The following is a 14262-nucleotide window of genomic DNA, read 5'->3' on the forward strand; positions in this document are numbered from 1 at the left end:
AGTGAATGTCATGGACGACATTATCTCGGTGTGCCGAAATCCTCACCGCCTCACCCGCGACTTCAGCCAACGATCGAAGGCCACGGCCAGGATCAGGATCAGGCCGATGACGATGCTTTGTGTGTAGGACGAGACATTGTTGAATTGCAGCCCGTTCTGCAGCACACCGATCAGTGCTGCGCCCACCACCGTGCCGCCGACCGAGCCGATGCCGCCGAATAGCGAGGTACCGCCGATGACCACGGCGGAAATCACCGTAAGTTCGTAGCCGATGCCGGCTACGGCTTCGGAGGAGTTGAGCCGTGCTGACAAAACGAAGGCGGCCAGCCCGGCGAAGAAGCCGACGATGACATAGACCGAGATCAGAATGCGGTCGACGCGCAGGCCCGACAGGCGTGCGGCCTCGGCATTGCCGCCGACGGCATAGACGGCGCGGCCGTAGCGCGTATAGCGCAGCACGATGTGGCACAGGATGGCCGCCGCCGCGAAGATGATCGCCGGCACCGGCACCGGTCCGATGAGCCCGGTGCCGAACCAGCGCATCGAGGCGTCGAAACCGGAGATCGGTCCGCCATTGGAGATGGTCAGCGTCAGGCCGCGAAACACAGTGAGCCCACCCAGCGTGACGACGAAGGGCGGCACTTTCAGCCGGGTGATGGCAAAGCCCTGGACGCCGCCGGCCAGCGCCCCGACGATGACGGCGGCAAGCAAGGCGGCGAACCAGCCATATCCTTGCGTGCCCGTGGTCGACAGCGACAGCGTGTTGGCGGTGCCGCCCTTGGCCACCACCGCGGCCACCATGCCGCAGAAGGCGAGCAGTGAGCCGACCGACAGGTCGATGCCGGCAGTGAGGATGACGAAAGTCATGCCAAGCGCGATCAGCCCGGTGATCGAGATCTGCCTCAAAATGTTGAACAGGTTGATTGGATCGATGAAGCTCGGCTTCAGCACGGTGAAGATGACGATCAACACCGCCAAGAACATCAGCGGCCCAAAACTCATCAGAAGCCGCGCGATGTTGATGCCGCTGCGCTGGGTCTGTTCGGTGGTGCTGGTCATTGCGTTGCGTCCTGCTTGCGGTCGAGCGCCATCAGTTCCATCAGTTTTTCCTCGGTCGCTTCGATGCCCGGCATTTCGCCAGTGATACGGCCGCGCCGCATCGTAACGATGCGATCCGACACTGCCAGCACCTCCGGCAGCTCCGACGAGATCATCATGATGGCGATGCCGCGTGCGGCAAGCTGCACCAGGATCTGGTGCACTTCGGCCTTGGCGCCGACATCGACGCCGCGCGTCGGCTCGTCGACGATAAGTACTTTCGGGTCGCGCGCCAGCCAGCGGGCCAGGATCACCTTTTGCTGATTGCCGCCGGACAGGCCCTCGATCGCCTGCTCGGGCGAGGCCATGCGGATCGACAGTGCCTTGCGATAGCCGGCCAGCGTCTCGCGCTCGCGCCGTTCGGCCATGAAGCCGGCGCCATTGCTGTAGCGGCCGAGCGAGGCGATGGAGAAATTGTTGAGAATGCCAAGTGCTGCAAAGATCGCCTGGTGCTTGCGGTCTTCCGGCACCAGCCCGATGCCGAGTTTGATGGCGTCGGCGGGGGAGGCCGGGGCGATCGGCTTGCCGTCCAGCGTGATGTTACCCGCCGCGATGCGGTCGGCGCCGAAAATGGCGCGGGCAAGCTCGGTGCGGCCGGAACCGACGAGACCGGCAACGCCGAGGATTTCGCCGGCCTTCAGATCGAGGTCGACGCCTTCGAGCACGATGGCGTGCGGCGCCAGCGGATCGCGTACCGTCCGCAGCCCGCGCACTGAGAGCCTGACCTCGCCGGCGACATCGCGCTGCGTCGGCCGCGCGTAGAGCTCGGAGGCGGCGCGACCGACCATCTTCTCGATGATTTTTGGAATCTGGATCGGCTGGCCGTCACGGTCGAGATGGCCGGCCAGCCTGCCGTCGCGCAACACCGTCATCCGGTCGCAGATCGCCGACGCTTCTTCCAGCCGATGGGTGACGAACATGATCGCCACGCCGTCCTTGCGCAGCCTGTCCATGATCGACATAAGCTTCTGCACTTCGGTCTCGGTCAGCGCCGAGGTCGGCTCGTCCATGATGATCAGGCGGCTTTCCAGCGACAGAGCGCGGGCGATTTCGACCAGCTGCTGTTCGGCCACCGAGAGCGACGACACCGGCGTCGCCGGATCGATGTCGAGACCGACGCGGGCGATGATCGCGCGCGAGGCGTCCTCCATCCTGCGCCAGCTGACCAGCCCGAGCGGCCCGAGCGGCGCGCGGCCGATGAAAATGTTTTCCGCAACCGTCAGCGTCGGGATCAGGCTCAGTTCCTGATAGATGGTGACGATGCCATGCCGCTTGGCATCCTGTGGACTGGACGGGGTGTAGTCGGTCCCGTCGAAGACGATGCGGCCGCTCGATGGCGGCATCACGCCGGACAGGATTTTCAACAGCGTCGACTTGCCGGCGCCGTTCTCGCCGAGCAGGCCAAGGATCTCACTGGGCCGCACCTCGAGCGAAACGTCGCTGAGCGCGGTGACGCCGGAAAAATGCTTGGTCACGCCTTCGACGGAAAGGAGCGGGGGCGATGATGCGGTGGGCTCAACGGCGGACAAGCATTGCTCCCGGATTGCGATAGGCAGGGGGACAGCGCCCCCCTCTGTCCTGCCGGACATCTCCCCCACACGGGGGGAGATCAGCAGTTTTGCCGGCAGCACTTTTTCTACAACGTTGGCGATTGGCGAAAACAGACCTGACGGCCAATCTCCCCCCAAGTGGGGGAGATGTCCGGCAGGACAGAGGGGGGCACGACAGAGCGCGACCTCCACCCGTCATGGGCCTTACTCTCACTTCGTCTCGTTCAACCTCTCCGCCNGGAGCGGGGGCGATGATGCGGTGGGCTCAACGGCGGACAAGCATTGCTCCCGGATTGCGATAGGCAGGGGGGCACGACAGAGCGCGACCTCCACCCGTCATGGGCCTTACTCTCACTTCGTCTCGTTCAACCTCTCCGCCTTGTCGAGATTGTCCTTGCCGATGACGATCGGCGTCAACAGCACCAGCTTCTCCTTCGGCTCGGTCTTGTCCCTGGCGAAGGCGACCGCGATCTGCACCGCCGTGCGCGACTGTTCGCCGGGGAACTGTTCGACAGTGCCGGCGAGCTTGCCGTCGCGCACGGCGACCAGCGCTTCCGGCAGCGCGTCGAAGCCGTAGATCTTGACGTCGGTGAAGTTGCGCGCGGCACAGGCTTCGAGCGCGCCGAGCGCCATGTCGTCATTGGCGCAGATGATGGCGTCCGGCTTGCCGTTGGCGGCAAGCCCGGCCTCGGTCACCGACAGCGCTTCGGCGCGGGCGAAGTTGGCGGTCTGCTCGAAGATGATCTGGTACTTGTCCTTGAGCGGATCGAGCACATTGTGGACGCCTTTGTTGCGGTCGATCGCGGGCCCGGCACCCGGCTGGCCCTGCAAATGGAACAGCTTGGCGCCGTTGGGGAACGCCGCCACCATGGCCTGCGCCTCGGCCTCGCCGCCCTTGACATTGTCGGCGCCGACATGGGCCAGAATGCCCTCGACGCCGTCGACGCGGCGGTCGATCGTCACCACCGGAACCCCGGCCTTGACCGCTTCCTCGATCGCCGGCGCCAGCGCGTTGACGTCAAGCGGCGAAATCACGATGGCGTTGACCTTCTGCACAAGTGCGGCCTCGATGTCGGCGGTCTGCTTCGGCGCCGAGTTCTGGCCGTCGCTCTCGGTCAGATTGACGCCTTGCGCTTGCGCCTCCGCCTTGATCTCGTTCAGCATGTGCACAAAGAACGGGAAGCCGAGATTGGGCACCGAACCCAATATGGTCAGTTTGTCGGCGGCAAAGGCCATGGGCGCAGCCAGCGCCATGGCGCCGGTCGCCACGGTCGACAACAGGAATTCGCGTCTGTTCATCAGATATCCTCCCACATGGATGCAGGAGCCCGAAACCGTTAGCGGCTCGGGATTTTCCTGCGTCGATTCAAAAATGGAGTGTCCTGTGAGCGCCCGAACGGACGCGACGGCGCTCCAGCCGGTCCACCGCAACGTCTCCTCCGCTCGGCGCCGACCCAGGGATGCTAGCCAAGGAAAATCGATTACGCAAGGTGAGGCGAGGGGCTGAAACTGCTAATCTCCCCCCTTGTGGGGGAGATGTCCGGCAGGACAGAGGGGGCGCTGTCCCGCCGACATTGGCCAATTTCACTTACATCTTTGAGCTAACCTCTACGCAGAATACTTGATGCGGGCGATCCTTCGCGCCCCCCTCTGCCTTGCCAGGCATCTCCCCCACGAGGGGGGAGATTGGCAGCTTAGACGCCTCTACCGATCGATCGTCGTCATCACCCGCTCATTGTAGCGCGGCCCTGAGACCTTGCCCGGCGCAAGGGCTGCGTCGAGCGCAGCTATCTCGGCCGCGTCGAGCGCGATCGCGGCCGCAGCAACATTTTCTTCGAGATACTTGCGCCGCTTTGTCCCCGGGATCGGCACGATGTCGATGCCGAAACCGTCGCACTTGCCGAGCACCCAGGCCAGCGCGATCTGTGCGGGCTTTGCCCCTTTGGCCGCGGCCACCTCCTGCACCGCAGCCGCAGCCGCGACATTGGCGTCGTAGTTGGCGCCCTGGTAGCGGGGGTCGCCGCGGCGGAAATCGCCTTCCGGATAATCCTCGGCGCGCTTGACGTCGCCGGCGAGGAAACCGCGGCCGAGCGGCGCGAACGGCACCAGGCCGATGCCGAGCTTTTTGAGCAGCGGGATGATCTCCGGCTCCAGATTGCGCTCCCAAAGCGAATACTCGCTCTGCAGCGCCGAGACAGGGTGCACGGCATGCGCACGGCCGATATTCGCCGCGCCCGCTTCCGACAGGCCGAAGAAGCGCACCTTGCCATCGGCAACCAGCCGGCCGACCGTGCCGGCGACGTCTTCCATCGGCACCGCCGGATCGACGCGATGCTGGTAGTAAAGGTCGATATGGTCGGTGCCGAGCCGCTTCAGCGAGCCCTCCAGCGCCTCGCGGATATGGTCGGGCCGGCTGTCACGCTCCGTGCCGACCTGTCTGCCGTTTTCGATGCGGAAGCCGAATTTGGTGGCAAGGGTCACCTCATCGCGCCGGCCCTTCAGCGCCCGCCCGAGCAGTTCTTCATTGGCATAGGCGCCGTAGACTTCCGCCGTGTCGAGGAAGGTACAGCCGAGTTCGATGGCTCGGTGCAGGGTGGCGATCGATTCCGCCTCGTCGGCAGGGCCGTAGGACTGGCTCATGCCCATGCAGCCGAGGCCGATCACCGAGACCTGCAGCCCCTGGCTGCCGAGTTTGCGGGTGCTGAGGGTCATTGCCGTTCTCCTTGGGGCTGAGGAAAACTATAGCGGCCGCTCCTCCAGTTTCCATAGCTGTTCGGCGGAAGAACAGCGCTTCCCTTGACAAAACCCAGCCGCAAGCGCCTTTGCCGGCGGCCATTGGGGGCCATGGGATACCAATGAAGAAGATCTACGAGAAGCCGACGCTGAACCGGCGCCAGCAGCTCTCGCGCGTCACCGCGCTCATAATTCCTTCGGACCACTAACCGAATATTGTCGTCGCCATTGCAAAGTCCGCTGCCGAGGCGCAGCGGTTTTTTGCTGCCGTCGGATCGTAGCGCTGCCAGAAGCAGGCGGTCAAAATTGACAGAGCGGCCGATCTCCAGCATCCTTATGCCGCCGCCATGTCTTGCGGTCTTGTGTATGAGTGAGCCATGGCCAGTTCCGTCACCAGCCAGAATTCCAAGCGCGCCGCGGTGCGCAAGGCGCTCGACCGCCACAAGGTCTACGTCACCGCGCAAAGCTTTTCCGGCGGCGTCTACTCGGCCCGCGTGCTGGTCGACGGCGAGGCCTACTGGGTCGACGAGTTCCGGCTGAGCCAGCTCCAGCAAGGGCTGTCCCCGGCCGAGCTAGACCTGACGCCCGCCTCAGACGATTGAGCGTGATCTCCACATTCTTCGCACCGCGCTGGGAAATTTGAAATGTTGGCGGGACAGCACTGTGCAGGAACGCGGCGCAGGGAAGGTTCGTCCGCCGCCGCCGCTCCCGCCTGACCCATGCCAACCCCGCCAACACTCAAGGCCTATCGCGACAAGCGCGAATTTACGAAGACGCCGGAACCGGCGGGCGGGCTCATTTCAGGCGACGGCAACCGCTTCGTCGTCCACAAGCATCACGCCACCGCCGACCATTACGATTTGCGCCTGCAGGTCGGCGGCGTGCTGAAAAGCTGGGCGGTGCCGCGCGGGCCCTCGCTCAACCCGGCCGACAAGCGGCTCGCAGTTGAGACCGAGGACCATCCGCTCGAATATATCGACTTCGAAGGCGTCATTCCCGAAGGCGAATATGGTGGCGGTCCGATGATCGTCTGGGACACCGGCACCTGGGCGCCGATGGACGACGTCGACAAGAGTCTGCGCACCGGCGCGTTCAAGTTTCGGCTGGCCGGCGACAAGTTGAATGGCGGCTGGATGCTGACCCGTCTGAAGCCCAAGCCCGGCGAAGACAGCGAGAAGAAAAACTGGCTGCTGTTCAAGGAGCGCGATCTCGCCGCCGATACCGGCCTCGACATCCTGGAAGCGCGGCCGGAAAGCGTGAAGTCCGGCAAGCGGATCGAGGAGCTGGTGGCGCCGCCGAAGAAGCCGGCCCGCCTGCCGCCCAAACCCGGCGCGCTGAAACCCGGCGCGCTGCCCGGCGCTGTCAGGGGCGATCCGCCGTCGCGCATCGAGCCGCAGCTCGCCACGCAGGTGCCGAAGCCGCCGGGTGGGCCAGTGGAAGACACAGGTGAACTCTGGTTGCACGAAATAAAATTCGACGGCTACCGCACCATGGCGCATATCGCCGATGGCGAGGTCAGGCTGATCACCCGCGGCGGCATCGACTGGACGAAGCGTTACGGCGACCTGCCGCAGGCATTCGCCCGGCTGCCCCTCAGCAAGGCGATCATCGACGGCGAAATCATGGTACTCGACGAGAAGGGCATCTCGCGTTTCGCGCTGCTGCAGGATGCGCTGTCGGCGGGTGCGGGCAGCAAGCTCCATTTCTATGCCTTCGACCTGCTGCATCTCGACGGCTGGGACCTCCGCAAGGCGCCGCTCGCAAGACGCAAGGCCTTGCTCGCCGAACTGCTAGCCGGGCAGGGCGCCAACTCCGCCATCCAGCTGAGCGACCATGTCGAAGGCGACGGGCAGGGGCTTTACGATCAGGCCTCGATCCTTGGGCTGGAAGGCGTCGTCTCCAAGCGCGCCAACGCCATCTACCAGAGCGGCCGCACCAAGACCTGGACCAAGGTCAAGGCGCTGGAGACCGGCGATTTCATCATCGCCGGCTACACCGTTTCCGGCGCGGCCGAAGGACTGGCGGCACTCGGCATGGCTGAATTCGCGGATGGCGAACTGCACTATCGCGGCAAGGTTGGCACCGGCTTCGATGCCGCTACGGCGGGCGACTTGCTGGCCCGGCTGCAGCCGCTGCGCGACGGCGCGACAGCCCCCGAGGGTGTGCCGCGCGAGATCATGCGCGAGATGAAATGGGTGCGGCCGATGCTGTCGGCCCGCATCCACTACGCCAACCGAACGGCGGACAATTCGCTGCGCCACGGTGTGTTTCGGGGCCTCCGGGATGTCGGCCTGTCGACGCCGGTGTCGCCGAAGCGCAAGCGGCTGATCGCCGAAGCCGATCTCGCCACCATCTGGGTGACCAATCCGGAGCGGCGGCTGTTCGGCAAGACCGGGCCGACCAAACTCGACATCGCCGTCTATTACGCGCTGGTCGGCGATTTCATGCTGCCGCACATTATGGGCCGCCCGGTGTCGCTGGTGCGCTGCCCGACGGGCCTGCCGAAGGACTGTTTCTTCCAGCGCCACGCCTTCACCGGCATGCCGCCGTCGGTGGTCACTTTTGACGCCACCAACTCCGAAGGTGAAACCAAATCCTATCTGTCGGTCGAGGGAGCAAAAGGCTATCTGGCGCTGGCGCAGTTCGGCGTCGTCGAGTTCCACACCTGGGGCACGCATCGCTTGAGCCTCGACAAGCCCGACCAGATCGTTTTCGATCTCGATCCGGGTGAGGGCATCGCCTGGCGCGAGGTGGTCGAGGCCGCCGTCCACATCAAGGGCGAATTGGAACGGCTCGGCCTGGTGCCGTTCGCCAAGACATCCGGCGGCAGCGGCATCCACATAACCGTGCCGGTGACGCAAAAGCAGAACTGGAAGAAGCTGCACCAGGCGACCAGCGCCATCTCCACGCACCTAGCGGCCACCGCGCCCGACACTTTCACCACCACAATGGGCAAGGAAAACCGCAAGCGCCGCATCTTCATCGACTATCACCGCAACGCGCGCGGCCACACCTCCGCGGCGCCTTATTCGCTGCGCGCCCGCACCAACCTGCCGGCGTCGACGCCGGTGAGCTGGAGCGACCTTGAGACGATCGATGCGCCGCAGGATCTGAACTATTCCTCGCTGCCGGGGTTGTTGGCGACCTCGGGCGACCCCTGGGCGGACATGGAGGATTTCGCGAGGGATTTGCCGGCCTTCAAATAAGGTTTTTCTCCCCATTTCATGGGGGCGAGGAACCCAAGTCCATCGACGCTTCGGACAATTTGAATTATTCTCGGCCTTGGACCTTCAGGGCGACTGGAAGATTTCGCTAGGGATTTGCCTGTATCGTGCCCGGTCGGTGTAGGATTTCCGCAGCACCATTCGTCCTTTGGACGAAGCGCTGCAGTAAGCATGATCCCGAAAAGTGGCAACCGGTTGTCGGTAAGATCATGCTCAGTCTGAAATGTCAGTGCGTGGCCGCGTAGGAGAGTATCATGGCGCCCAGGGCAAGTTGGAAAGGTTACCTCAAGCTCAGCCTCGTCAGCTGTCCGGTCCGGCTCTATCCGGCAACGACGACCAGCGAGCGCATATCGTTCAACCAATTGCACAAGAAGACCCACAACCGCATCAACATGAAGCCGGTCGACCCTGAACTCGGCCTCGTCGAGCGCGCGGACCTGGTCAAGGGTTACGAATACGAGGACAAGCAGTACATCATCATCGATGAGGCCGACCTCGAAGCAGTGCGCATCGAATCCAATCACACGATGAACATCGAGGCCTTCGTCGACGAAGACGAGGTCGACGTCATTTATCAGGATGCGCCGTACTACATGGCGCCGGATGGCGCCATGGCGGAGGAAACCTTCGCCGTGCTGCGCGAGGCAATGCGCAAATCCGGCAAGCTGGCCATTGCCCGCCTTGTCCTGTCCAGCCGCGAGCGCGTGGTGACGATCGGCGCGCGCGAGAACGGCATGTTCGTGTGTACGTTGAGGAACCCGAACGAAGTGCGCGGCACGGCTGAATATTTCGGCAACATCCCGGCTGGCAAGCCGGATCCCGAAATGCTGCAATTGGCCGAAGCGCTGATCAAGCAGAAGGAAACCACCTTCGATCCGAAGAATTATGAGGACCGCTACGAGATCGCGCTGATGACAATGATCCGCGAGAAACTGAAGGGCCATAAGCCGATCATTGCGGCGGCGCCCGAGCGTGGCAATGTCATCAACCTCATGGACGCGTTGAAGGCGAGCCTGTCGCAATCAGCCAAGCCGCCGGCCAAGTCGAAGAGCAAGGCCGACGACGCTGAAAAACCTGCCGCCAAGGGTAAGGCGGGTGCGGCCAAGGAAAACCCGTTGAAGGCCAATCTGCTCAAGGCCGTCGGCAAGAGCAAGGGGTGACGGCGCCGACCGGTATAATCCCGGGCGCCGTCTTCGGNCGTCTTCGGCGCCATCGGCGCGCTGGCGGCATTTCCGCTGCGGCTCGCGGCCCGTGAGGTGGAGCGTCAGCACGGCCAGTTGCGGCGCGGCGTCACCAGGCGCACCAGCCATGTTGTGTTCGGCCGAACGCTGATCGCCAAGGCCGGCACGGCGAAGGGCGGCGATGCCGAGATCGAGCGCCGGGTTGCAGCCGAGGGCTCCGCTGGCCGAACACTCCTTAGCGAAAATGGCTTCCTGCGCCTGCTTGGTCTGATGAAGGCGCCGGAGGCGTCTTCGCTGTCCAGGCAGTCTCTCGTCGACCAGTCCAGACTGTCCGGTGCCGACCTCGACCTGCTCAGCCTGTTCGACGCCTTCGAGCACGATTGTGAACCCTACTCGTTCCGCGATCTGATCCTTGCCCGCAAATATGCCGGGCTGGTCGCCGGCGGTGCATCCTGGGGCGCGATCGCGCGCTCCGTGCATCGCTCCGGTCCGGTCGCTTCGCTCACCGCCAAATCGCTCAATGTCGGCTCGCAGCATGGCCGGCCCGATCAGATCTATCTCGAGGATGGCCAGAGCGAACTCGACGGTCAGCTGCTGTTCGATCTCGGCAGCGCAAGCGCAGCCGGCGACGACACGCTGGAAGAATTGTTCGCCGAGGCTGAAAGCGCGGAAGAGGAGGGCCGGCACGACGATGCCGCGGCGCTCTACCAACGCTGCCTCAGCATCGATCCGAGCGACGCCATCGCCGCGTTCAACCGCGCCAATTGCTTGCGTGGCGCCGGTCGCGTGGCCGACGCGGCGCACGACTATGCAAGAGCGATCAAGCTCGATCCGGCGTTCGTCGAGGCCTGGTTCAACCTCGCCGGGCTGATGAGCGACGAAGGCAAGATCGCCTCGGCGCGCCGGCATCTGCAAAAAGCGATCACGCTCGACAGGACTTATGCCGATCCAGTGTTCAACCTCGCCCGACTGGAATTCGACGCCGGCAATCTGGCTGAAGCCCGCCGCCACTGGGTGCGCTATCTCGAACTCGACGCGGATAGCGAATGGGCCCGCATGGCGCAAAAGGGGATACAGTTCGTCGATTTGCAATTGGCACGGACGGCGGGGTAGGGCGCAATGGCAGCGCTTGAGCGCCCCCCTCTGGCCTGCCGGCCATCTCCCCCTCAAGGGGGGAGATTGGATGTCGCCATCGCTTTCGCCAATCACTATCGTCGCGAGGTCCGTGAGGCGCTGAAACTGCCAATCTCCCCCCTTGAGGGGGAGATGTCCGGCAGGACAGAGGGGGGCGCGAAGGAACTCGGCCTTTACTGGCAGCGCACCCCATGACCGCCTTCCTCTTCGACGGTAACGAAACCGCCGCGGTCACCATCTTGCTAGCCCACGGCGCCGGCGCGTCGATGGATTCGCCTTCGATGACCGCCACCGCCAAGGCGCTGGCCACCGCCGGCTTCCAGGTCGCGCGCTTCGAATTTCACTATATGGCGGCCCGCCGCTATGGCCAGCGCAAGCCGCCACCGCGCGCCGAAACGGTCAACCCGGAATACATCAAGGCCATCGCCGATCTGAGGGCGAGGGGCGTCGCTGGTCCGCTCATCATCGGCGGCAAGTCGATGGGCGGGCGCGTCGCCTCGATGGTCGCCGACGAGATGTTCGCCAAGGGCGAGATTTCGGGCCTCGTCTGCCTCGGCTATCCCTTTCATCCGCCGGCCAAGCCCGAGCAACTCAGGACAAAACATCTCGCCGACCTCAAGACGCCGACGCTGATCTTCCAGGGCACCCGCGACGAGTTCGGCACGAAAGAAGAGGTCGCGACCTACGGCCTTTCCAAAGCCATCGAGGTGATCTGGCTGGAGGATGGCGACCACGACCTGAAGCCGCGCAAGAGCGTGTCGGGGTTTTCGACCGCCGATCATCTGAAGACGCTGGCCGGGACGGTGAAGGCGTGGACAGGGCGGATCGTTTCCTGATCGCCAAATGAAAATCGCCACCTTCAATATCAACAACGTCAACAGCCGGCTGCAAAACCTGCTGGCGTGGCTGGCGGCAGCCAAGCCCGATGTCGTCTGCCTGCAGGAGCTGAAGGCCCGCGACACGCAGTTTCCGCGCACGGCGCTTGCGGCGGCCGGCTATGGCGCGGTGTGGAAGGCCGAACCGACCTGGAACGGCGTTGCCATACTGGCGGGAGGAGCCGAGCCGGTGCTGACCCGTGACGAACTGCCCGGCGATACCGCCGACAAGCAGAGCCGCTACATCGAGGCGGCGGTGTCGGGCGTCGTCATCGCCTGTCTCTACGCGCCCAACGGCAACCCGCAGCCGGGGCCGAAATTCCAGTACAAGCTGGCCTGGCATGAAAGGCTGGAGGCGCATGCCGCAGAACTCTTCGACACCGGCCTGCCGGTGGCGCTGGTCGGCGACTACAACATCGTGCCCGAGCCGCGCGACATCTACGCCACCCGCTCCTATGACGACAACGCGTTGGTGCAGCCGGAAAGCCGGGCGTCGTTCCAGCGTCTGCTCGAGCAGGGCTGGACCGATGCGCTGCGCAAGAAGCATCCGAAGGAAACGCTCTACACATTCTGGGACTACCGCCGCAACCGCTGGCCGCGCGATGCCGGGCTGCGGCTCGACCACATCTTGCTGTCGAAGAAACTGGCGCGCCGCCTCACCGCTGCCGGCATCGACCGCGATGTCAGAGGTGAGGACGGCGCCAGCGACCACGCGCCGGTATGGGTCGAATTGAAGTGAATTTGGCTGCGTGATCGCGCCCACTTTCGTGGGCGCAGTTTTGCGCTATTTGTTTCGCTGCGGCGGCCGCATGATGAGCAAGGTGCGGCACCGGAGGGGGAGTCCGATGGACAGGTTGGCCGAAAGGCTGTTTGCGCTTCCGCTGCTGGCGGCCGCTTTGGCTTGTCTGGTGCGGGGGTATCTGCTGCTCGGCGACAGAGATTTCAGCTGGAGCGGGATCGACCACATGCTGCACGGCCCAGCCACGCTGCGACCGGTGGTGTTCCTGACCGTCGGCGGGCTTTGCCTGCTTGGCGCCCTGTTGTTCTGGGCCGGACTGCTGCCGGGTCGGCGAAGCCAGCCTGCTGGAACGCCGCTTTTTGGCCGCGACGCCGAGATGGAATCCAAGGGTCGCCCGGGCTGGCGGCGCGCCTTCCTCATGTTGCCGGTGCTCGCCGTGTTGGCGCTGCTGGCCGACCACTTCCCTTGGGCGCGTGACGCCGGCCCGGGCGCTGAGGTGGCCGCCCCGAACGAACCCAAAGCCGAGCCGAAGGACCAGGGCATCGACGGTGTCCCGCCGGACCTGGCGACGCCACCGGCCCCGCCGAGTTCGCCGCAGGTCACCATGCCGCCCGAGCCAACTCCGCCGGTGCAGGCAGCCAAACCGCCCGAGCCGGCGCAGCCTACGCCTCCGGCTGCTCCCCCTCAGCCGCCACAAGTCGCACTCGCTCCGGCGGCACCGCCACCGGAGACTGCTCCACCGCCGGCTCCGGCCACGCCACCGCAAACCGTCGCGCCGTTGCCGCCGCCTCCGCCGGCGCTGCCGACCGAGCCCGACGGCCACCGCGACGCCGTCGTCTGGCTCGCCGTCTCGGCCGATGGCCGCGACGTCATGAGCGCCAGCACCGACCACATGATCAAGCTCTGGGACGTCGCCGGCAAGCGGCTGATCCGCAACCTTGGTGAACACAAGGACATGGCGCGCACGGCGCTGTTCATGCCAGACGGCGCCACCGCGCTGACCGCCGGCGACGATGGCGAGATCGTGCTGCGAAAGCTTGCCGACGGCGCGGTGCTGCATGTCTTCTCGTCGGGCGCGAATGGCGGTGTGCGCAAGCTGGCGATCAGCCCGGACGGCAAGCGCGCCGTCAGTGGCCACGACACCGGCAACGTCATCGTCTGGGATCTCGTCAACAAGTCGGTGCTGCATGTGATGACCGGACATGACTGGCCGATCAGCACGGTCGCAATCTCGCCCGACGGCACGCGCGCGCTGAGCGGCTCCATCGACGGCACGCTGAAATTCTGGGACGTCGAAAGCGGCAAGCAATTGCGAAGCTGGCACGGCCACGAGCAGGGCACTTACGGCGCCGTCTTCACCGCCGACGGCCATCATGTCGTCACCGGCAGCGGCGACTACACGATCAAGCTCTGGGACCTCGACACGTTTAGGGAATTGCGCCGCTTCGAGGGTCACGAAGGCACCGTCTATACGCTGGTGCTGTCGGCCGACGGAAAGCGCTTGGCATCCGGCTCGCTCGACGGCACGGCGCGGCTGTGGGATCTCGGCACTGGAGACCAGATCGCCATGTTCGACAGCCGCACCGGCCCGATCTACGCCGTTGCCTTCGCCACCGACGGCACACTGCTCACCGGCGGCGACGATCGCACCATCAGGGATTGGCCGGCGGCTAGCGGCGATGGCGAGATCCTGTTTGCCGGCGCGCCGCAGTAGCAACATCAAATGCT

Annotated in this window: 12 protein-coding genes; 7 read left to right on the forward strand and 5 right to left on the reverse strand. The window is 64.8% G+C overall.

Translation table 11 applies throughout. The features are described 5' to 3' along the window. Nucleotides 1-42: 42 nt before the first annotated feature. The 5 genes from X756_RS148115 to X756_RS1000000168850 form a co-directional block, all read right to left on the reverse strand. The gene (locus X756_RS148115) at nucleotides 43-1059 is read right to left on the reverse strand and encodes an ABC transporter permease (protein WP_023685887.1); all 1017 of its coding nucleotides are present in this window, start codon (nucleotides 1057-1059) and stop codon (nucleotides 43-45) included. Continuing rightward, nucleotides 1056-2627, reverse strand: coding sequence for a sugar ABC transporter ATP-binding protein (locus tag X756_RS148110; RefSeq protein ID WP_031238806.1), 1572 nt, complete (start codon nucleotides 2625-2627; stop codon nucleotides 1056-1058). Before X756_RS148110 ends, X756_RS148115 begins: the two co-directional genes overlap by 4 nt. A gap of 372 nt (nucleotides 2628-2999) precedes the next feature. After that, complete coding sequence (locus X756_RS148105; RefSeq protein WP_023730393.1) at nucleotides 3000-3947, reverse strand: substrate-binding domain-containing protein; 948 nt, start codon at nucleotides 3945-3947, stop codon at nucleotides 3000-3002. A gap of 405 nt (nucleotides 3948-4352) precedes the next feature. After that, on the reverse strand, nucleotides 4353-5360 hold the full coding sequence (locus X756_RS148100) for an aldo/keto reductase (RefSeq protein ID WP_023730394.1): 1008 nt from the start codon (nucleotides 5358-5360) through the stop codon (nucleotides 4353-4355). Continuing rightward, nucleotides 5357-5713: a hypothetical protein gene (locus X756_RS1000000168850; RefSeq protein WP_156941390.1), complete on the reverse strand. Its 357-nt coding sequence runs from the start codon at nucleotides 5711-5713 to the stop codon at nucleotides 5357-5359. The genes X756_RS148100 and X756_RS1000000168850 overlap by 4 nt, the downstream gene beginning before the upstream one ends. 45 nt (nucleotides 5714-5758) lie before the next feature. On the opposite strand from X756_RS1000000168850, the gene X756_RS148095 reads away from it, so the two are divergent. The 7 genes from X756_RS148095 to X756_RS148065 all read left to right on the forward strand — a co-directional run bounded on the left by X756_RS148095 (nucleotide 5759) and on the right by X756_RS148065 (nucleotide 14248). Then, complete coding sequence (locus tag X756_RS148095; RefSeq protein ID WP_023673483.1) at nucleotides 5759-5983, forward strand: hypothetical protein; 225 nt, start codon at nucleotides 5759-5761, stop codon at nucleotides 5981-5983. Between the two features lie 117 nt (nucleotides 5984-6100). Next, entirely contained in the window at nucleotides 6101-8587 is a 2487-nt protein-coding gene (ligD, locus tag X756_RS148090; RefSeq protein ID WP_023730395.1) for a DNA ligase D, read from the forward strand. A 272-nt stretch (nucleotides 8588-8859) separates the two neighbouring features. Further along, a complete protein-coding gene (locus tag X756_RS148085) occupies nucleotides 8860-9765 on the forward strand; it encodes a Ku protein (RefSeq protein WP_023685883.1) in 906 nt (301 codons plus the stop codon). 51 nt (nucleotides 9766-9816) lie between these two features. Then, the gene (locus X756_RS148080) at nucleotides 9817-10899 is read left to right on the forward strand and encodes a tetratricopeptide repeat protein (RefSeq protein ID WP_031238809.1); all 1083 of its coding nucleotides are present in this window, start codon (nucleotides 9817-9819) and stop codon (nucleotides 10897-10899) included. Nucleotides 10900-11111: 212 nt separating this feature from the next. Continuing rightward, nucleotides 11112-11756, forward strand: a complete 645-nt coding sequence (locus X756_RS148075; protein WP_023730397.1) for an alpha/beta family hydrolase — start codon at nucleotides 11112-11114, stop codon at nucleotides 11754-11756. Between the two features lie 7 nt (nucleotides 11757-11763). Continuing rightward, a complete protein-coding gene (locus X756_RS148070; protein WP_023730398.1) occupies nucleotides 11764-12534 on the forward strand; it encodes an exodeoxyribonuclease III in 771 nt (256 codons plus the stop codon). Between the two features lie 106 nt (nucleotides 12535-12640). Continuing rightward, nucleotides 12641-14248 (forward strand): WD40 repeat domain-containing protein, encoded by a 1608-nt coding sequence (locus tag X756_RS148065; RefSeq protein WP_023730399.1) that lies wholly within the window; start codon nucleotides 12641-12643, stop codon nucleotides 14246-14248. Nucleotides 14249-14262 lie beyond the last annotated feature (14 nt).

This window comes from Mesorhizobium sp. LNJC405B00, assembly GCF_000502615.1.
Lineage (GTDB): Bacteria > Pseudomonadota > Alphaproteobacteria > Rhizobiales > Rhizobiaceae > Mesorhizobium.